Source organism: Rubripirellula reticaptiva, from assembly GCF_007860175.1.
In the GTDB taxonomy this organism is placed as follows: Bacteria; Planctomycetota; Planctomycetia; order Pirellulales; family Pirellulaceae; genus Rubripirellula; species Rubripirellula reticaptiva.
Map to the genome: position 1 here is coordinate 607,516 of NZ_SJPX01000003.1, position 21,039 is coordinate 628,554.

The 21,039-nt window shown below is 55.5% G+C and carries 13 protein-coding genes; 5 read left to right on the forward strand and 8 right to left on the reverse strand.

The window, feature by feature from the left end:
• Nucleotides 1–3: 3 nt before the first annotated feature.
• The 3 genes from Poly59_RS15235 to Poly59_RS15245 all read right to left on the reverse strand — a co-directional run bounded on the left by Poly59_RS15235 (nucleotide 4) and on the right by Poly59_RS15245 (nucleotide 4,049).
• The gene (locus tag Poly59_RS15235; protein WP_146534957.1) at nucleotides 4–2,574 is read right to left on the reverse strand and encodes an alpha/beta hydrolase-fold protein; all 2,571 of its coding nucleotides are present in this window, start codon (nucleotides 2,572–2,574) and stop codon (nucleotides 4–6) included.
• 141 nt (nucleotides 2,575–2,715) lie between these two features.
• A complete protein-coding gene (locus tag Poly59_RS15240; RefSeq protein WP_146534958.1) occupies nucleotides 2,716–3,189 on the reverse strand; it encodes a hypothetical protein in 474 nt (157 codons plus the stop codon).
• Between the two features lie 134 nt (nucleotides 3,190–3,323).
• A complete protein-coding gene (locus tag Poly59_RS15245; protein ID WP_146534959.1) occupies nucleotides 3,324–4,049 on the reverse strand; it encodes an FkbM family methyltransferase in 726 nt (241 codons plus the stop codon).
• A 224-nt stretch (nucleotides 4,050–4,273) separates the two neighbouring features.
• Between Poly59_RS15245 and Poly59_RS15250 the strand changes: the two genes are divergently transcribed.
• Nucleotides 4,274–5,959 (forward strand): cation:proton antiporter domain-containing protein, encoded by a 1,686-nt coding sequence (locus tag Poly59_RS15250; RefSeq protein ID WP_146534960.1) that lies wholly within the window; start codon nucleotides 4,274–4,276, stop codon nucleotides 5,957–5,959.
• 81 nt (nucleotides 5,960–6,040) lie between these two features.
• On the opposite strand, the gene Poly59_RS15255 is transcribed toward Poly59_RS15250, so the two are convergent.
• Both Poly59_RS15255 and Poly59_RS15260 read right to left on the reverse strand, forming a co-directional pair.
• The gene (locus Poly59_RS15255) at nucleotides 6,041–10,597 is read right to left on the reverse strand and encodes a DUF6797 domain-containing protein (protein ID WP_146534961.1); all 4,557 of its coding nucleotides are present in this window, start codon (nucleotides 10,595–10,597) and stop codon (nucleotides 6,041–6,043) included.
• An 81-nt stretch (nucleotides 10,598–10,678) separates the two neighbouring features.
• Nucleotides 10,679–11,116, reverse strand: a complete 438-nt coding sequence (locus Poly59_RS15260) for a VanZ family protein (protein WP_246151669.1) — start codon at nucleotides 11,114–11,116, stop codon at nucleotides 10,679–10,681.
• Nucleotides 11,117–11,292: 176 nt separating this feature from the next.
• On the opposite strand from Poly59_RS15260, the gene Poly59_RS15265 reads away from it, so the two are divergent.
• The 3 genes from Poly59_RS15265 to Poly59_RS15275 all read left to right on the forward strand — a co-directional run bounded on the left by Poly59_RS15265 (nucleotide 11,293) and on the right by Poly59_RS15275 (nucleotide 14,151).
• Complete coding sequence (locus Poly59_RS15265; RefSeq protein ID WP_146534962.1) at nucleotides 11,293–12,078, forward strand: 3-keto-disaccharide hydrolase; 786 nt, start codon at nucleotides 11,293–11,295, stop codon at nucleotides 12,076–12,078.
• Between the two features lie 24 nt (nucleotides 12,079–12,102).
• On the forward strand, nucleotides 12,103–12,600 hold the full coding sequence (gene tadA, locus Poly59_RS15270; protein ID WP_146534963.1) for a tRNA adenosine(34) deaminase TadA: 498 nt from the start codon (nucleotides 12,103–12,105) through the stop codon (nucleotides 12,598–12,600).
• Nucleotides 12,601–12,945: 345 nt separating this feature from the next.
• Nucleotides 12,946–14,151, forward strand: coding sequence for a hypothetical protein (locus tag Poly59_RS15275; RefSeq protein WP_146534964.1), 1,206 nt, complete (start codon nucleotides 12,946–12,948; stop codon nucleotides 14,149–14,151).
• A 236-nt stretch (nucleotides 14,152–14,387) separates the two neighbouring features.
• On the opposite strand, the gene Poly59_RS15280 is transcribed toward Poly59_RS15275, so the two are convergent.
• The gene (locus Poly59_RS15280) at nucleotides 14,388–14,570 is read right to left on the reverse strand and encodes a hypothetical protein (RefSeq protein ID WP_146535315.1); all 183 of its coding nucleotides are present in this window, start codon (nucleotides 14,568–14,570) and stop codon (nucleotides 14,388–14,390) included.
• A gap of 204 nt (nucleotides 14,571–14,774) precedes the next feature.
• Nucleotides 14,775–18,209: an aminotransferase class I/II-fold pyridoxal phosphate-dependent enzyme gene (locus Poly59_RS15285; protein ID WP_315852601.1), complete on the reverse strand. Its 3,435-nt coding sequence runs from the start codon at nucleotides 18,207–18,209 to the stop codon at nucleotides 14,775–14,777.
• 240 nt (nucleotides 18,210–18,449) lie between these two features.
• Here Poly59_RS15285 and Poly59_RS15290 point away from each other — a divergent pair, with 240 nt between their 5' ends.
• Nucleotides 18,450–19,862, forward strand: a complete 1,413-nt coding sequence (locus tag Poly59_RS15290) for an asparagine synthase-related protein (RefSeq protein WP_390621479.1) — start codon at nucleotides 18,450–18,452, stop codon at nucleotides 19,860–19,862.
• 18 nt (nucleotides 19,863–19,880) lie between these two features.
• Here the strand turns inward: Poly59_RS15290 and Poly59_RS15295 are convergent, their stop codons facing one another.
• Nucleotides 19,881–21,014, reverse strand: coding sequence for a 5-(carboxyamino)imidazole ribonucleotide synthase (locus tag Poly59_RS15295; protein WP_246151671.1), 1,134 nt, complete (start codon nucleotides 21,012–21,014; stop codon nucleotides 19,881–19,883).
• Nucleotides 21,015–21,039 lie beyond the last annotated feature (25 nt).

The following is a 21,039-nucleotide window of genomic DNA, read 5'->3' on the forward strand; positions in this document are numbered from 1 at the left end:
TTGCTACTGGACCATCAAACGTCGACGAAACACTGTGTTTCCGTTGGTCACGTACAAATACTCGTGATTCGCACCGGCCAGCACGCAGCTTGTCAGCGGGTTTGCCGCAATCGGTTTGGGCAGGACACCACACTGACGTCCGGTAGGATCGAAAATCTGTACGCCGACGTCGCTGGTCACGTAGAAGCGTCCCGACTTGTCGACTGCCATCCCGTCACCACGCGAGGCCTTCACATACGGCGGCGGCTCGTTGAACTTGAAGTCGCCCTTCGCATCGATCGGCAACCGCATTTCCATCGTCGGCATCTTCGCGTCAAGTGTTCCGCCCGGACCGACTCGGAACGTCCACGTGTGCTCGCCACCCGAATCCGAAACTGCCAACGTTCCTCCGTCATTGGTTAGTGCGATGCCGTTGGGCCGAGTGATGCCCGTATCGACGACACTGACTTCGCCCGTTTTCGTGTCGATGCGTGTGACTTGTTGCGACTTGGTTTCGGTAATCAAAACAAAACCATCGTTCGTCACGGCAAGGTCATTCGGCGCCAGCCCACTGGCCAGTTCCTTGACCTCGCCCGATTTTGGATCGATCGAGACCACTCGCTTGTTCGCACCCTGGCATCCGTACAGCAATCCATCCGGACCGAACTCCAAACCGCTGACGGCCTCTTTGGCGATCACGGTTCGGGCGCCCGTGGCGACATCGATACGGTAGATCGCAGGCGCCTTCATGTCACAAAAAATGAAGTTGCCGTCCGCGTCGGTGCAAGGTGCATCGGCAAAACCGAGCCCATCGGCAACAACTTCCCAGGACTCACCTGGAATCAGCAGTTTCAAAATCGTCAGGTCGCCACGCAGGTCACCGCGAGTGTCGAGTGTGGGGGTGTGTGTTTCGTTTCGCCACAACCACTTCATCGCTTCGGGGAACTTCAGCCCGCCAAAATCGGGACCATGCTTGTATCCTTCGGCCCAATCGAATCGCACGTCGTAACCCATGTAGTCAAGCGCCGATGCCATCAATTGGTTCGCCCAAGGCCAACTGCCAAACGCGTTGTCGACGTCGCCGCTGGTGTCTGCCATGTAGACGCGGATCGGTTTTTGTTCGGTTTTGCGAACGAGCGACGGATAAACGTTGCCGCCGCGCAAATTGGTGAAGCTGCCGACGCTGCTGTAAACCTTTCCGAACTGGTCCGGTCGCTCCCAAGCCGCGGTGAAAGCACAGATTCCGCCGCTGCTGGATCCGCCGATCGCTCGCATCGCAGGCTCTTTCGCGATGTTGTACTTGGCTTCGACGATCGGCAGGATTTCTTCCATCAACAACCGCGAGTACCGGTCGCCCAATCCGTCGTATTCCAGGCTGCGGTTGGAGGGTTTTTTGTTGCCGGGTTTTGATTTTGTGTTGCCCGGATCAACGAACACCGCGATCGTCGGTGGCATATCGCCAGCCGCGATCAAGTTGTCAAAAACGGTGGGGACACGCCACTTTTGCTTCACGTCAGCAAATCGAGTTCCGTCTTGGAAGACCATCAGTGCTGCGGGTTTGGCGGCGTCATACTGAGCGGGGACATAGACCGACCAATTGCGAACGGTATCGACGAAGATCTTCGATTCGAACGGATCCATCTTGGTCAGCGTTCCCTTCGGCACGTCGTCACGCGGCACAGCATCGGGATGCGGTTGCCACTCGGGCTTGGTTTCTTTGTTTACGGCGACGTCGGAAACCGAATCCTCGTCCCACAACCAACGAAGTGCACCAGGGAATTCTTGGCCGGCGAATTGGCCGCTGTGTCCGCCTTCGGTGAACACTAGTTTGTGGTGGTAACCTGCGAACGCGAGCGCCGCTGCCATGTCTTGGTTGCCGAGTGGCCAATTGCCAAACAGATTGTTCAGGTCGTCCTTGCCTTCTTGCAAATACACCTTGATCGGTTTGGCAGAGTCCTTTGTTTTGCGAATCAAACCGGGATAGGCCCAACCGCCTCGGATGTTGGTGAAGCTGCCGATGTGCGAAATGACTTTGCCAAACTGGTCCGGTCGTTCCCAAGCCGTTGTGAACGCGCAGATGCCGCCCGAGGAGATCCCAACGACGGCTCGATCAGCCGGGTCACTGGAAACGTTCAGCGAATCTAACGCGACCGGCAGAAATTCGTCGATCAAGAATTTCGAATAGCGATCACCCATCGAATCGTATTCGAACGATCGATTGCTGCGATCGACCGCACCTTGGAGTGTCTTTTTGACGGTGCCTGGATTCACAAAAACTGCGATCGTCGTCGGCATGTCGCCCGCGGCAATCAATTCGTCGAAAACCGCTGGAGCACGAAACGCACCGTCTGGTTTCCAATAGTTCTTGCCGTCCATGAACACCATCAGCGAAGCGGGCTGATCGGCATCGTACTGTTCGGGAACATAGACGGCGTAGTCTCGAGTTGTCCCCGGGAATACAGTGCTGTTGTCGAAGACGCCCTCGATTAGCTTGCCGGCCGGTTCGGAATTCTGTTCGGCGGCGAAAACCAGCGACGTGCTGGGCAAGTGAGTGGCGAGGGCAAGAAAGACGGCGAGCAGGGAGGCTGGCTTCATGGCGAGATGTTTGTTTGGCGGGAAGGGCGGGACGATGATCGTTGGACCATGATCATCGTCTGCCAGAGTGCCACAAACAAGTCGTGCAGCAGCCAGTCGTCACCAAAACCGCCAGCTTCAACACCCCTCTGCCATCAACAACTACGGGAAGCTGCGCAGTTGCAAAGTTGGGTATTGGCTTTGGCGGCGACCCGGGAAAGCACTGTCGTACTTGTGTTGCCACTGAAAATATGGGTCGTCTAGCAGGTCGGGCGGGTTGAAGCTGCCGTTTCGGTAAGGATCGTAGCCGTAGCCACTGAAGCGATAAGAATCGGGATAGCCGAAACCGGGGTATCCGGATCCATAACCGTAGCCGTAACTTGATCCCGCAAAACCGGGGCCAGCGTATCCATTGCCGATGCCAATCGAGATTCCGATTCCCGACGACGAGTACCGCTGCGACTGATAGCCGCCGTAACCTTGGCTGCCAAAGCGTTGGTTGCTGTAGCCATGTCCAGCACGGCTGCCGCTGCGGTGACTGTGACTGTTGCTTTGATGATGGTGTCGCTGAGCCTCGGCGGCTGAGTTGCCCGATGCCCAAACGACGGCGGCGACAATGACTAGCAAACGGAACATTCTTGAGCCTTCGTTGAGACGGTGACAGATACCGTCTGAACCCTACAACTCAAACCACGCAATCGCGTTGACAATCTCTTCTGATTCGATCGCCAAGCACAACGTCTTCGTCACATTCGTTGCATCCCGTTCGTTCATCGCCAACACAACAATTGAGTCTGAACAGCACCGACGGATGCCTGCCAATCGCGCAGGTGTGCTGGCAAAGCGTGCTCGCCCAAACGTGGTTCTTGTTCGATCGTGAAACCGGCATCGGCCAACAATCGAGTAATTCCGGCGACTGAGTTGCGATCGATGCTGTCATCTGTTTCGTGAACTTCGACATAGATCGCTTCGATTCGCGGCAAGCAATCTGCAATCTCCTCGATCACCCGTTGCTCGGCACCTTCGATGTCAATCTTCAAAAAGCTGACCTCGCGGTCCTTGATGTACGACGACAGCCGAACACCGCGAACGCTTGTCTGTGTCGTTCCCGCGCGTTTGGCCCAAGCCGGATCGACTGAGTTTCCTCTCGCGTCACCGGTCGTTTGAATATCGCCATAGAAATCGATCGGTCCGTCCTGGTCGACGACGGCTGCGTTGATGCATTTGACGCCAGGCACGTCGTTGAAATCGAAGTTTTTTTGCAGCACCTTGAACGTGAAGGGATCGGGTTCGAAACAAATGATTTCTGCAGTCGGCCAGCGCGACTTCCATTCCATCGCCGAAACGCCAATGTTGGCGCCACAGTCGATAATCAGCGGCCGATCACCCTGGGGTGTAAAGAAGGAGGGGAAGTCGTCGATCTGGCGCACCATCGACTCAGCCGCATCGCGATTGTGAAAGAACAACTGAAAGCCGCGGAATTTCATTCTTTGCATGAATGCATCGTTTGGGGGGGGCTGAAAGCGGACAGCTTAGCGAAGGAATCGCAATTCCGGTGCTTGGGCGATGCAGATTGGAGAGTCAATGGACCTGCACGCACACCCTGCACACGTCAATCGAACTCCGTTGGCAAGCTCCCTTCACCCGAAGCCGCCGTTGATTCGATATAACCACGGACTCGCAGAGCGTCCAAAACTGCCGCCCGACCGATTTAAATTCAATGACTGATTTTCATCTTCACATCTCCGGCACGCTTGGATTGTTGCTGGGCGTTTGCTTAGCCGCGGGCGTGTTTGCGGATCTGCTGTACCTGCCCAAGGTGACGGCGTATCTGCTGGTCGGCTTGTTGGTCGGCCCCAGTTTGCTGGATTGGGTTCCGGGCGAGCACCTTGAAATGCTCGAACCCTTATTGATGCTGGCGATGGCGATCGTGCTATTCAACTTGGGTTCCGAATTCACTTTCACCAAATTTCGGCGGGTGGCGAAACGTTGTTTGGTGTTATCAGCAGCCGAGATCTTTGCGACGGCGACGCTGGTGACGGTCGGACTGTTGATGTTCGGTGCCTCGCCTAGCATGGCGTTGCTGCTGGGCTGCCTGGCGGTCGCGACGGCACCGGCGACGACGATTCTGGTGCTGAAAGAGTTTCGCTCGGAAGGCCCGGTGACCGAAAGTACCGGCTTTTTGGTCGCGATGAATAACTTCGCTTGCATCTTGATGTTCGAGTTTGGCTTTCTTGCGATTCAGTTGATTCAAGGAAAGATGGAAACGCCACTGGGCGAGCAACTGCTTAGCGTGGTCACGGACATCGTCGGATCCTGCTTGTTAGGTATCGCGGGCGGTTTGCTCGTCAGCTATGGATGCGGGCTGCTGAATTCAAAACGTTGGTTGGTGTTGCTAGTCGCGACGACCACGTTCTTGCTAGGACTAACCGAGTCGCTACACATTCCGTATCTGTTGACGTTCTTTGTGATGGGAGTCACTGTCGCCAACACGTCCGACTATAAATCCAAAATCGCCGACGAACTGGACCATTTGTCCGGTTTATTGGCAGTGCTGTTTTTTGCCGTTCACGGAACCGGGTTAGACATTGGACAGTTCTTGGCCGCAGGTATTTTGGGCGCCGTGTACATCGTATTTCGCATCGCCGGCAAGTGGATTGGCGTTTACGTTGCCGCGCGTGTCACGAAACAACCGATGGAAGTGCGTCACTGGCTGGGAGCCTGTTTGATGGCCCAAGCAGGCGCGGCAATTGCGCTGTCAGCGATCGCGGTCCAGCGTAACCCCGAACTCGGCAAGCCGGTCCAGGACATCATTCTCGGGTCAGTCGTGTTGTTCGAAATCATCGGGCCGCTGCTGATTCGCAAGTCGCTGTTGGAAACCGGCGAAGTCCCCTTGGCTCAAGCCATCAATCACACGACTCGCACGCCGATGGAACAGTTTCGCAGCGTGGTGGATCGGTTTCGTTCGAGCATGGACGGCCGAGAAATTGCGCCGTCGAAAAACAGCCGCGTCAAAGTCAGCGATCTGATTCGCAAAACCAGCGGGATTCATCAATCGGCAAACTTCGACGAAGTCGTTGACCACATCGAGCACAGCCATGACAACACCTATCCCGTTGTCGATGACAAGTTTTCGGTCGTGGGAGTGATCCGCTATCCACTGCTCAGTGACGTGATGTTCGACTTGAGCGCATCGACGCTGGTTCGAGCCGAAGACTTGATCAGCGTCAGCGACGTGATTCTGCATCCCGATGAACCTGCGACACGTGCGTTTGAATTGTTCCAGAACGAAACCGACGACTGCATTCCGGTCGTAACACGAAACAACCCCAGTGAGTTGCTAGGCGTGGTCCGCCGCAGTGACGTGGTTCACGCGCTGATCAGTCAACGTCGCAACAAGAGATAACGCCGGCGCGCTTCAAGCCAATCGGATTCTAATTTTGGCTGTTTCTCTTGAAGAGGACTGGCGCCCCCATTCGACAAGTGGTTACTCAACGATCATGGTTCCGTTCATGACCATCCAATGGCCCGGAAACGTGCATAGAAACGGGTAGTTGCCGGGAGCGGCAGGAGCGATGAAGTTGACCGTTTGTTCATCACCTGGATCAACGATGTCCGTGTGGACGAGTACTGCGTCCGTCTCGGGAATGTAATGACGCGACACTGCGGTGGGGTCAGCGATCAAACGGTTTCCCAATTCGCCGACTTGCTTTAGCGTTCCCGGTCGCACCAACACCCAGTTATGAGGAACAACGTCTGGATTAGAGAGTCTAAGCGAGATTGGCTCGTTGGCTTTGACCCTGAATTGTTTCGTCGCGAAGGCCAAATTCTGGCCGGTTACGATCTCGATCTTTCGTGCCGAAGCAATCTCGCTTTGCCAAGGATTCACCTTCTTTACGTTGTCAGCCGCAAGATCAAACAGCAATGGGTGAACCGCGATCGTTTTCTCGCGTGCGACATATCCGGGAAAGTCAACGAATGGTTGGGCCATCTTGTGGACGGTGACGAACAAGTCATGCCCCATACCGCTCGGCGAACACGTCAACGTGTCGACTTCGTTGACATGCATACGAAGATGCAATTGATTGACCGGTTGCAGATCCGGAATTTCAAGAAACACCGAACGACCATCGGGCAGCACCGTTGCCGATGTAATCGACAAATGATCGTGACCCGGCGATCCTGGATGTGTCGTTGACAGCTCCGGCGATCCATAGGCGGTGCTGTAGTGGTAGTTCCAGCACTGGGCAAATTGTTGCTCGGGATCTTCGGCAATCGCGGGATCAATCGCAGCGGAAAACGTAACTTGAACGCCATTGCTGTGGACGTGAAATCCCGTCGGGACTTGAACTGAATCGCCGGTGTATCGCACTCGCTGAAAACAACCATCGTCGGGCGTGTACGATCCCCAACCGTTCATACCGGAAACGTACAACTGTCCATCAACAGGGTTAAATCGACCGCGATGGGCACCTGAAAGGAAATCGCCCGTCATCGGAACAACGGCTCCTTGCGATTGTCCATCCACTTCGTCACGCAAAACAACGAACCAGGATCCGGTGCCGAACGAGAAATGCACCAACTGTCCGTCGAGCGGGCCAAAGGTATCGCTCGCAACGTAGGCTTGCCCGCCAGCGCTATTGTCAATTCCGCGGGGCAGATAAACCAACGGCAACTCGGGCGGTTGGCCATCGATTGGTCCTCGGTACCCAAAGTGGGATGGCGATTCTGACGCCGAGTGACTCGATGGACGAACCAAGTTGATCGCCGAGGCTGGCGTCCATTGCCCTTCCGACACCGGAACGGTCACGCCACCGTCCGGCAAAATCCCCAATCCGTCTGGATTGCGAAATCCTGTTGCGATGGTTTCCGCTTTTGTTCCGTCACCGCTGATCCGCAGTAAACCCTGGTTGCCCGATGCCGTGTAAAAGTTGCCCGCCGCGTCTCGTTGCAAGCCGCAAATGAAATCGTGTCCAGCTGGCGAAGTGACAAAGGCGTTGCTGAAACATTCGTAGAAGTCTGCTTCGCCGTCACCGTTTCGATCTTCGAGGCGTGTCAATTGATCGCGACACTGAACAAAAATCTTCCCATCCGAAACGACCAAGCCGAGAGGCTGGTGCAGTCCAGATGCGAAACGTCGCCAATGTGCTTTGCCTGACTGGTTTGATCCGAATGTGATTCCCGACACTCGCCAAACATCGCCTTGCATCGTGCAGACCAGTGCGCTGCCGTCAGGTAGGAAATCGTGGTCGCCGCAGAACAGGGGTATTTTCCACGGATTGTCCGTCGGCAACTCGATCGTATCGATCGCATAGGGAGTTTCGGTTCCGAGCACCACGTCGGTCTCCAGCACATCCGGCCACTGAGACGTCCCGCCCGAAATCGCCGCTCTTAGCGAATGTTTATCCACGGGCGCAACTTCGCGAACGAATTTTCCATCGTCGACCCAAGGTGAATCGAGATACTCGGCGTCGCCGATGCGGTAGGCAAACACAATCCGTTTTCCGTACCTGTAAAAGCCGTGGTACTGAAATGATTGGTCGGGTGCCTTGGATTTTTCGTGTTTGACGAGTTGGCCTCGCGGTTTCAAGCCGTCGACGAAACCATGACGAACCGAATTTAGTTTGACAAAACCGCCCGACCAGACTGCGTCGTACGAAAGAGTGTCCGGGTTGAAACAAGTTGCCAACTCGCCGTCATCACCAAGTTGCACGCATACGCCGCGAGGAATTGTCAGCCCCTTTGCACGAAAGACACCTGACTGAACCGAACCAAGCTTGGCGTCGTTCCAGCGCCCGTCCGCCCAAGTCTGTTCGTCCTGGTTTCCCCAATGGCCTTGGTCGCCACCATCGAGTCCAGGGTACGGCGCGATCAACGCGCGAAAATGCGTAGCAGCGCGATAGTGCTCGGCTTGCTTCGTGTAAAAATCGTACTGTCGGTCACGATTGACGTCGGCACGGCAGTGTGGCCAACGACTCGGTTCAAGTGGCTCGCGTGTGACCTGAAAGTGCGCAGACTGATGCGAGTGAGCTGTTTGCTGCTGCGTTTCACGGATTGCGTGTTGCAGGGATTCACTTAGCGGTTGGCCGTCGCGTCCCAGTTCACTTAAGAACCGAAACAAGTCGACCTGTTGCTCGTCTCGCATCGCGCCGGCCAGTCCGTCTGGCATCACTGTATCACCCGCAATCAGTTGCTCAATATCGTCGGATGCGATTCGAGTCTCGACGTTTGTGTTGGTGTCTCGCAGTGTCACACCAACTTCGTCGTCAGCGATTTTGTATCCCGACAAGATTGACCCGTCAGATCTTAGAATTCGCCACGTCGTGTACTCGGGTTTCACTTCACGTTTGGGCCACAGCACTGATTCAATGATTTGATTTACCGTGCGATCTTTTGCCAAGACCGACAAGTCGGGACCAACCGCGCCACCGAGTGATCCCACGCGGTGGCATGACAGGCACGCTGTTTTTGAGTCGGCGAAGACTCTGGCTCCACGTTCCGCATCACCATGTTTGAGCGATTGAGCGGCGAAGCGTTCCACAATCGCAGCGTCGTAGGGCATCTCCGTCAGGCTCGATTGACTAATTGCCGGCTCCGTCGCTTTCGGGGGTTTCGCTTCTCCGATCGCGGTGAGGTTCCAGTATCCAACAGTTGCTCCGTCTCGATCAACAATCGTCGCAGCCTCCGCACTCAGTTCGCGAATCCCTTTCGAGATTCGTACCCAGTCGATCTGGCCATCACAGCGAAACGTTCCTTCGACCAATCTTCCGATCGCAAACGCTCCGGCGACCCTGGTTTCAAGATTGCGTGATTCGATTGTTTGATCCGCGACTTGTTTGCCATCGGCATATAAACGCACGCGATGTGCCTCGTAGTGCATCGCAAGTGAATGTGGCTTCCCATCGCAGATCATCGACGTGCTACGAACGTGATCAGGAACGCTGCCAGGCAGGTAAACCGTTAGCTCGCCGCTTCCCTTCATCGTGAACATTTCCCAGTGATCTGACGACGCCTTTGTATCGCTGGCCACCAACAAGTTGTATTGATCGCGACTGTGAATCGTCGCCCGAACTTCAACGGTGATTGGCGGGACGCGATAGGCACTCGCACCGGGAAAAACACGTCCCGATGATCGGCTGGAATCGTTTGTCGAGGGTTGGGGACCGGTCGGCTTTGGACCGCCGCTGCCAGGTTTGGCGATCTCTTTTCGAACCCAGTCCAGTCCATCGCGATTTTCTAACAGCGACTGGCGAGCGTCCAATTCTGGGCGATGGTCGAGGATCCCGATCGGACCTTGGTAACCACTTGCGACGAGAGTACGAATCATTGCCAGTTCGTGTTCCCCTTTGCCAATGCCAAGTATCTTTGGCTGAGCCTGTCGGTTCATGCCGTTCAAGTTCACGCACAGCAAATAGGGCAGCATCTGATCGAGTGATTCTTTCCAGTCGTCGATATGCCCATGGCCATGATGGAAGTTGTAAACGATGCCGACGTGAGTTTGCCCCAGCTCGTGCAGTCGCTTGCAAACGGCCACAAGATTCTTTGGCTCGCCGCCCCAACCGCCATGGTTGTACAGTCCGAGTTTGCAATCTATCTCGCTGGTGCGGCGGCATAGCGGCAGCAGACTCTTTGCAGCGGCTTGAACTTGTTCGGTTGCTGAGCCTTCGCCAGGAGCCGCAAGCGTTTGCCAAATCTGAGGATGGATCTCGTACTTTTTAAACAGCTTGAACGCGTCCTCGTGAACGCTCCAGAATGCAAAGAACTCGATTCCCTGCTTTTTGTATTCCAGAATTTCCTGTTCAAAGGTGGGCACATGCTCGTCGCGCCAATCGTAGGCACACCGAGTAATCCTCAGTTCCTTCAGCATCGACGCGCGTTCGGCTGGGCTGCGTTTCGTCGCGTCGAACGGGACGATGCACCAAGCCACCTGGTTGTCGATACGAAGCAGATCGGCAGGCTCGGCACACCACGATTCGCCAATGTCCAGTACCGAAAGTAGGACGCTTAAAAAGATCGGAAATACCGTCGCCTTGGTTTTATTCATCGCGACATTGTCTGCGACACCCCATCAGCGATCAAGCGTTTGCGATCAAACCATACGACTCTAACCAATCAGACGATCCGATCAGACGGCCGGGCGGCGGTTGACAACGATCATCCGAGCCACTGCATAGCAACCAATCGCGGTTAGGATTCCGGCCGTGTCGGCTGCGAAATCCATCACGTCCGTTGTTCGGCCAGGTACCAGACCTTGAGTGATCTCGTCAAACGCGGCGTAAGCCATGCCAACAGCCGCGATCATCGCGAACCGCTTCAGCAACCGGTCGGAGTTCGTCGTATAGCACATCAGTAGCGCCAGGCCAAAGAAAGCCGAGAAATGCTTGATCTTATCGTTGACCTTGGGCGAAAAATCGTGAACCGCTGGCAAGTGCGTTCCGGTAAATATCGCGATCCAGTAAATTGCTAGCGCAACGATGGCTAAACGGATTCCCAGGAGCGAAACTTTGGTGACCGGGCGCATCGGCGGGTTTTCGATCGAGTAGGCTGGCGAGTAGGTTGACATCCTAGCGGCAGTGGCTGGGACCATCCGACGTTGAATTGGTTGACGAGTTTGTAGCACACGTTTACCCGTTTTTCGTAGAAACTGAAAGTCGCCGCATCGCTTTCGGACAAACCGCTTTGACCCTCGCGATCACTTTCTTCCGCACAAGCTTCCATCGTTCTTATAAGGTGCCTCTCGTGAATCGTTTTGCGACATGCTTGCTGTTTTCGACATGGTTGAGTCTTACTCCCTTGTCCCGTGCCGACGACCCTAATACCGCCGCAGCGGAATCGAAGGCGGTTTCAACTAGCCCAGTCGGAGGGGCGGCGTCAGAAAAAGAGGCAGCCTCAGAAAAAGGGGCAGCGCCAGCAAAGCAGTGGAAGCCGCTTTCGGCAAAATGGACGGCTTGCCAGTTCGGCGGCGACGGTCCGACTGAGATCACGCCAAACGAGAAAGAGGGCGCTGCGATCAAAGTCGAAATCGGCGATCCTCTCTCCGGAGTCCGCTGGGACGGTGAAGTCGCCAAAGAAAACTACGAAATCGAAATGGAAGGACGCCGCACCGAAGGGTTCGACTTCTTCTGCGGTCTGACTTTCCCGGTCGGTGACAGTCACGTCACGTTTGTGCTGGGCGGTTGGGGCGGCGGCGTGGTGGGGATCAGTAACATTGACGGAATGGACGCTAGCGAGAATGCACAGGCGTTCTATAAGACGTTTGCGAACGGCGAGTGGCAGAAGATTCGCGTCCGCGTCGACCCCGAGCAAATCCAGTGCTGGATCAACGACAAAGTTGCGATCGAGCAAACTCGATCCGATCACCGTTTCGATCTTCGCTATGAGATGGAAGTCTGTCGGCCGCTTGGGCTTGCCGCTTACATGTGCAAGGCCGAATACCGGAACATCCGAGTACGTGAGTTGACCAAAGCCGAGCTAGCCGAAGCCAAAAAAGCAGCGGAAATCCGGGCGGCCGAAGACGATGAGTGATGAACCACGAATGATGCGCAACGAATGATAAACAACGAAGAATCTGAAAAGCTGCTGCTTGAATTTGATACTCACTGGATGACGCGAGCCCTCGAGCAGGCGTTCGCAGCATCGACGGCCGACGAGGTTCCCGTCGGTGCGGTGATTGTTCGCGACGGCGATTTGATTGCGTCGGCATCGAATCAGCGAGAATCGCTGCATGATCCGACTGCTCACGCGGAAATGATCGCCATCACTCAAGCAGCCGCGTCCATCGACGATTGGCGTTTGGAGCGATGCACTCTGTATGTGACGCTAGAACCGTGCCTGATGTGCGCTGGTGCGATTCTGCAATCCAGAATCCCGCGCGTCGTGTTTGGGGCGACCGATCCCAAGGGCGGTGCCGTCACCAGCCTGTTTCACGTGTTGGAAGATCCCCGGTTGAACCACCAATGCTTGGTGACCGGCGGGATCCTGGCGGAACAGTCCGGCCGCGTGCTGACGGAATTCTTTGCCGCAAAGCGCGCGATGGGCAAAAAGTAGTTGCTGTTTCTCGTTTGCAGCGAAAAATCAGCTTGGTCGATCGGAAAAGGCCTGATTCAGCCGGGTTTCGCGCTTTAGCGTCGCTTGGGCAGCATGGTTTAAGTTGTTCCGGTTCTGATGATTCTTACTCTTTTGCCACTTCTATCGCCAAAGAAGCTAAGCCTTTTCGACTGACCTGGCCGATACTACCGTCATAACCCGAAGTTTTCCGGTTTGACGCGGCTTTTGTGGCCTTGTCGGAAGGAAACGGGGGGCGTCGAAAGTTGTTTCGGCGATTGGGATGACGGGAATCGGCTGCGGGTCGGTTCCCCGAGAAAAATTAACTGCAAGACGGTGGAACAAGCGATGTCGGTACGGAAGCTGACTGCAAGTCTACTCACAGCCCTGGCGTTGCTGGGCGGAGTCGCATCGGTAGGCGCCCAGGAACATTTTCCTGCGGCTGATCCTTTCGCGTTCGATCCCGACTTCAATTGGTTCGAGCCCGTCTACGACGTGGACTTGGCCGATATGAAGCCGAGTAAGCGAGCGCCAACAGGTTGGTTCGCGACATATGATCGCTTGAACCTTTACGGCTCGCGTCCTGAACTGGACGAACCGGGCACCAACTTGTCAGGCACGACGAATGCCGAAACCAAGTTGGATTCGGGTTGGGGGCACCGATACGAAATCGGTTACATGCTTCCCGATGCCGACAAAGGCTGGACACTCAATTGGACTAGCAACAACGTTCACCAAGCCTACGCGGTTCGGCGTGAACGGTTTAACCGGTACAACGGTGGTCAAGTCACGGGCGGCAGCGGTGACAGCGACGCTTTCGGCGCGTTCGGCTTTGAAACGCCACCCGGTGTCCGGAACAACGAAGGCTATAGCTATCGATTCATCGATATCGCGACGTCGGAAAACTTCATCAACTACAACAGCTACGAATTGAACAAGACGTGGCGAATGGAACCGTATCACTATGGTGGTATTCTAGAACCGTTGGTGGGTCTGCGTTGGATGCGAGTGAAGGACTACAACTTCTCGCAAAGCTTTAACGTTGACGTCAGCGACCCACTTCAGGGTGAGCCCATCGACAGCATTGTCGAGCAAATGACATCCGACAACGCGATCACTGACAACGACTTGTTGGGTGGGCAAGTGGGTTTCCGATACATGAAAGCGATGGGTCGGTTCACGTACTCAAGCGACTTCAAGTGCTTCTTCGGCGGCAACTATCAGTGCTCGACCTACGATCGAACGATCGAACGCGTTGTATACGACAACCCGGTGACCATCGGTGATCCACCGATCTTCATTGATCACGATAAGGATACGACCCGTCCTCAGTACACTCGCAACGAAGAGTTCTTTGTTGGATTCGACGTCCGAGGCGAAGTTGGTTATCAGTTGACCAGGATGCTCCAAGTTCGTGCTGGCTTTCAAGTCATCGACATCGCTCGTGGCTTGTGGCGAGGCGGCTCAGGCACCGGTGGTGTCGTGTCGGCTGGCGACAACGATCAAGACTATGTCATGGTCGGCGGAACGTTCGGGTTGAGCCTGAACCACTAAGAAAAATCGTTATCCCAATTGCGAAATCGAAAGCGGCTGCTGGAAGGAAACTTCCGGCGGCCGCTTTTTTTCGTTGCGCCGACAAATTCAATCGCAAAAGCTTCGGCACGTATGCTTGGCCGAATGATCATATCTAGGCGCATAAAAAAACCGAAACGATGGCACAGTCCTGAGACTAGCAACCGTTTCGGCGATGTGTGTTCTTCAATCGGGTCTCGGCCGCGGCCGATTTCGAATTACGCTTTGGTCGCGAGAGCGCGTAGTTCGTCAAGTTCAACCGTCAAGCGGTGACGCAGAGGGCTTTCTGGACGCAGTTCGTCTTCGAGCAATTCCTCGGCCTTGTCAAAAGTTTCTTCGGTTCGGTCGTTGGTCTTCATCAGTTGCCGAAACATGGTCTCGACGGTGGACTCGGTAAGCAAAATATTCTCCCTTTTAAAATGAAACACGGCAATGCTGCGAGGAACGATGTGTCTCGAATCGCGGACTTAATTAGAGAACCGTCCCTGTCGCCATCCGCAGCAATCTCGCACCCTCTAATTCTAGAATAGCGAAACCTGTCTGCAAGGGCTAAAGATCGTTGGGTTGGCTCGAACACCAAAGTAAGTTGTCACCGCGACTGCAAACTAAACGGCCGCTTTCTCTTCGACGCTGCCGCTACGGAGTTCCGCAATATGCTTGGCGGTCTGCGCGACTGTGAACCGAATCTGTTCTTCACTGTGCTCGCTTGTCACGAAAAAACGTAACCTCGCAGCCGATTCGTCGACTGCGGGATACAAAATCGGTTGGACGTTGATGCCATCGGCCTTCAAACGGTTCGACAAACGAAGCGCGAGCATCGAATTGCCCGTAATGACAGGGACGACCGGCGTTCCGGCGCTATCGCCGGTGTCCAGGCCCGCTTCTTGACAAAGCGACAAGAACAATTCGCTGCGACTGCGCAGTCGATCCACTCGGTCGGGTTCGCGCTCGAGCGTGTCGATTGCCGCGAGTGCGGCGGCAACTTGTGCGGGGGGCATTCCTACGCTGAACACAAAGCCGGGCGCGGTGTAACGCAGCAATTCGACTAACGCCTCGCTACCGGCGATGAAACCGCCGCACGATGCGGCACTCTTACTTAACGTGCCCATCCAAATGTCGACGTCGCGTGCGTTGACACCGAAGTGTTCAGACATCCCTCGACCGGTCTTCCCCATCGTCCCGAAACTGTGGGCTTCATCGACCATCAACATCGCACGGTGCTTTTTCTTGACTTCGATGAACTTCGGCAGGTTCGAAAAGTCACCGTCCATGCTGTAGACGCCTTCGATGACGACCAACACGCGACGATACTGATCTCGTAACTCGACTAGCATTCGGTCGAGTGCGTCGTAGTCGTTGTGCGGGAACGGTCGGCGACGCGCCCCGGAAAGCAACGCGCCTTGGACAATGCTGTTGTGTGCTAAAGAGTCGTGAATAATCAAGTCGCCAGCACCGACCAAGTGGCCGATCGTCGTTTCATTGGTTGCGTGACCACCGACCATTAAGATCGAATTGTCGACTCCGATCCAATTTGCGATCCGTTTTTCCAGTTGCCCGTGGATTGGTTTTTCGCCCGAAACCAAACGGCTGGCCGACACGCTGGTGCCGTACTCGCGAACCGCATTGGCCGCAGCATTGGAAACGTCCGGGTGGCCGCTGAGTCCCAGGTAGTTGTAGCTGGCAAAACTGATCAGTTTTTTGCCGTCAACGATCGTCGTGTCGCCAACGATTCCGTCGTGGACAGTGAAGAACGGATTTGGCACACCGGTCATCAGCATCTGACGCATGGTCGTTTTCAGTCGACGGTACTCGGCGAACTGTTCAACGCTGTCTTCGGCTTCGACCGGCTCGACTTTAGCGGTGCGGACGCCCGTTGCTGTGATGCGAGAATCAGCTGTCATCGCATCGTCGTCGTGAATTTCGCCACGCAACATCGCTTCGGCGATCGATTCGCCGCCGGGTGGCAAATACCGCTGGATCGCAACTGCAGTTTGTCCGATGGTTTCGATTTCATCCAAAACTTGTTCGGGAAAGCGACCACCAAACGTGCGTTCTAGCTTTCTTGCGATTTCCAAACGTTCCAGACTGTCCAAACCCAAATCCAACACGATGTTGGTGTCCAGGTTCAATTTTCCTGCCCGTTCGCCAGCGACGTGACGCACATGGTGACCGATGACTTCGACAATCGCGACGCTGACGTCGGATGCATCGATCGCCTGCGTACCGCTCGCCGAGGCTGCTTGCATCATCGGCGCAGCATCCGTTGGAGCGTTCCCACCGGATTCTTCCCAGCGGACCCATTTGGCGATCAATTTCAAGTCGCCGTCTCGAACCGCGTGCAAGCAAGCGTGACGCTGGATTTTGCCGCTGCTGGTTTTCGGGATGCTACTGTTGCGGACCAAGTAAACCGCGTCCGGAGGTAACTCGTGCTCGGACGTTACGGCTCGCCGAATTGCTTGGATTTGTGAATCCCAATCGATGTTTCGGTCGCGAATGACTTCGGCAACGATCACCAACTGTTCGCGACCATCATGCTCCATCGCAACCGCCCCGACCGATCCAGCTTGAACGGCCTCAGACGCTGATTCGACCGTTTCTTCGATGTCTTGCGGGTATCGATTCACGCCACGGACAATGATCATGTCCTTCAAACGGCCGGAAACGTAGAGCTGGTTTTCGTACAAGAATCCCAGGTCACCGGTCCGCAAGAACGGCCCGTCGCCATCGATCGTTGTGGCTCGAAACGTTTGGTCTGTTGCCTCTTTGCGACGATAGTAACCTTGTCCGACCGATGGGCTTTGGACCCAAATTTCGCCGATCGAATCACCCGGCAGTTTCTCGCGAGTTTCAGGGTCGACGATTAGAACCCGTTCGTTTGATAACACGGCGCCACAGCCCACTAGCTGGCGAGCCGCGTTATGTTCGGACGAAACCGGACGTACGATTTTCTGTTCCAATCCGCGACCGTCAAACGTCGTGATCACTGGACGCGGTGTCGTCGGTCCGCCAGTGACAATCAACGTGGTTTCGGCCATTCCGTAACATGGCAGCGAGGCGGACGCATTGAAGCCGAGCTTACCGAATCGATCGGAAAACTCTCGCAGCGTTGATTCGCGAATAGGTTCAGCGCCGTTGAAGGCGATTTTCCACTGCGAAAGATCAACGCCCTCGAGTTCTGAATCCAAAATTTTGTCAGCACAGAGCTGGTACGAAAAGTTGGGACCGCCGGAAATCGAGACGTTGTATTTCGATATCCCTTGCAGCCATCGCACCGGACGTTGCAAGAACGTCATCGGGCTCATCAACACGTTTGGCCGTCCCATGTACAACGGCATCAGGACTCCGCCGACCAATCCCATGTCGTGATACGTCGGCAACCAACTCATGCCGACAAATTCGTGGTCTGGTTCAAACGCTTCCAAGATCAATTCACTGTTTGCGATCAGGTTGCCCTGGTTCAGCATCACGCCCTTGGGCGAACCCGTCGATCCGCTGGTGTACTGCAACACCGCCAACGAGTGCTCGCTAAGTCTTGGGCGTCGCCAGCCGGCTGCGTTTCGGCATTTGGGATCGTCGGTACCAAGCAACTGCACGCCGATCAAATCATCGTGCTGTTGGTCGCCGGAAAGTTGTTCAACGATGCTGCGGGTCGACAGTGCCCACCGCGCATTGGCGTCCACCACGATCGAACGAATTCGCGAAGCCTTGCGGTTTCGCCGCGGCGGATAGGCTGGGACAGCGATTGCGCCAGCCGCATGACAGGCAAAGAACCCAGTGACAAATTCCAGACCGGGCGGGTAAACCAACAGGACTCGGTCGCCTGCTCGAACGCGACATTCCGACTGCATGTAGCCCGCCAGCGCGCGCACTTCGTCCCACAACTGGCTGTACGTCAGTCGTTGTTCGACCGATTCGGTATCGGTGAAGATATACGCAGTGTCGCTCGGTCGGTGCGCAGCCCAATGTTCCAAGACCGATACGAAATGGTCTCTCGGAGGCGACTGGGTGCCGAAATACGTGTGCAAGTCCACGGAGCGAATCACCGATTGGTTTGCGGGAAAAAAAACGAAGGAACTGAGATCGGGCCTAATACGTTAACCTGTTTCAAACAATCCTTTAGAATACCGAAACGGTCATTGGCGTCATCGTGGCACTGTGAGTTTCGGAAGAAAACGGATCAAACTACCTGATCCCTACCGATTCCAAGCTTTGTGCGGATGTCGCACCTGGACAAGCCGAGTCACGATTCTAATCAACCTCAATCTTTCAACCGACTAAAGATGCCGACTTCCAAACCAACCGCCGGTAACGAGTCTCAGCAACCAAAACAATCTATAGCCGACATGGAATCCCCCCCGGTGGTTGGTCAGCCGATGGCATTGGTCGACCGAGTGGTCAACTTGCTTGATCCGGCCGGGAACATCTTTATTGGGACCAGTTTCGATGATGCACGAATTGCCGTGCGCAGCGGTAACGTCGACGCGATTCGTCGAATCGGCGGTCAATTCGCGATCTTGGAACAATCCGGCAAGACCCTTCGCATGGCCCGTTCGATTGGCCGCCCGATGCGATATTTTCTGGCCAAACGAGCCGAAGGGCCGGCGTTAATCGTTGCCGAACGGATGGACGAGATCGCCGAGCAACTTGAAAAAGAAGGGCTGATCGACCAGTTTCGTCCGGCTTACACGCGAATGGTGCCGGCTCACCATCTGTTGGAACTGCAATTGGTCGGTTGTCCGGATCCCAACCCAAAATTGCATCGGTTTTTTGCACCCCAGCGAAATCGTTTGCCCGCCAAGATTGACGAAATTGGACAGGCGTACATTGGACGTTTGGCCGAGTCGATCGACGGATGGCTGGAAACGATTTCGCCAGACGAGCCGATCGGCGTGATGTTCAGCGGCGGCGTCGACAGCGGCGCGGTGCTGATGGTGTTGGATTTCCTGGTCCGACGTCGCGGCCAGTCGCCATCGCGAATCAAAGCGTTCACGTTGTCCGTCGGCCCCGATTCAACCGATTCACAGCAAGCGGCTGAGTTTTTGAAACGGGTCAATCGCGAAATGTTTTTGGAAGTCGTCACGGTGCCAGTGTCTTCGGTGTCGTGGCGAGACGCGGTGCGAGTGATCGAGGACTACAAGCCGCTTGATGTTCAGTCGGCGACGATGGGGTTGGCACTGCTGAAAGAAGTTCGCCGGCGCTATCCGGATTGGATCCACTTGATCGATGGCGACGGTGGCGACGAAAACCTAAAGGACTACCCCATCGAAGAAAACCCGGAACTGACCGTCCGCAGCGTGCTGGGCAATCGGATGCTGTATCAAGAAGGCTGGGGCGTTGATGCGGTCAAGCATTCTTTGACTTACAGCGGCGGGCAGAGCCGCGGTCATGTGCGAACCAGTGCACCGGCTACGTCACTGGGATTTCGCGGATTTAGTCCGTTTGCGGTTCCCGACGTGATCGAAGTTGCCGAGGCGATTCCGTTTGTTGAATTAACGGACTGGGATCACGAAAAACTGTACGACCTAAAAGGCCAAGTTGTCGCATCCGGCGTTCGTCAGATCACGGGCGCCGAAATGCCAGCTTTCCCGAAACAGCGTTTCCAACGTGGCGCCGTCGACGCAAAAACATTCGAAGCGATGTTCCCCACCTCGGACCGCGAATATCGCCAAGCGTTTAGCGAACTGTTCGGGTAAAAGTCAGCTGGCAAGCTGTTAACTGAGCATCCTGCGTGCGGCAAGCACACGTTCTTTGGCCTCGTTGCCACTGTCGGCCGTGATCGTCAGGTGGCCCATCTTGCGGCCCGGTTTTGCTGTCCGTTTGCCATACAGATGCAGCGAAACGGCGCCGTCTTTCAGCACCGAATCCCACGCAGGCGGGCGTCTATCGTGGACCCAAAGGTCGCCTAGCAAGTTCGCCATCGCTGCTGCGCCACAGCGCAGGCTTGTCGATCCCAGCGGCAGACCACAAACGGCGCGAACGTGTTGTTCGAACTGGCTGGTGTGGCACGCCTCAATCGTCAAGTGAGCCGAATTGTGCGGCCGGGGCGCGACCTCGTTGATCATCACTTGATCACCGGCAACGAAAAATTCGACGCACAACAATCCGACCACGTCCAGCGTCTCGGCGGCGATCGTCGCAATTCGACGTGCTTCATTCTCGATCGCCTGGGACACGGTAGCAGGGACTACCGAAACGTCCAACACATGGTTGGCGTGCGAGTTTTCGAACACCGGAAAACACTCGCTGACGCCGTCATGTCGACGCGCGACCACGACCGAGACTTCGCAATCAAACGGGACCCATTTTTCAGCGATCCACGAATCAAACGAAGACCAAGGAACAGTGTCTGCGTCGTCGGCTGTTTCAACTTTGTATTGGCCTTTGCCGTCGTAACCACTGCGGGCCGTCTTAACGACTAGCGGCCAACCCAACGTTTGGCTTGCCGCGACTAAGCTTGCCGCGTCTTTGACTTCCGCGAACGGAGTCACCGACAAGTCGGCGTTTCGCAGCGTTGACTTTTCGACCAGCCGATCCTGAGCTGCGGCCAACACTGACGACGATGGGAATGTCGGTGCAAACTGGCTGCAACGGGCAATCGTTTCAGCTGGGATGTTTTCAAACTCTAACGTGATGACATTGCACTGAGCCGCAAACGCATCGATCGCGTCTTTGTCATCTAGTTTTCCGACCACACTGCGCGTAGCAACCTGCGCGGCAGGAGTATCGACGCTTTCGCAAAAAATCACAACGTCGTAACCCATCGACGCGGCAGCCATCGCAAACATGCGGCCAAGTTGTCCGCCGCCGACCATGCCGATCGTAGAACCGGGCAGGATCGTTTTCATCTTTGTTTTGTCAGTATTCACAATC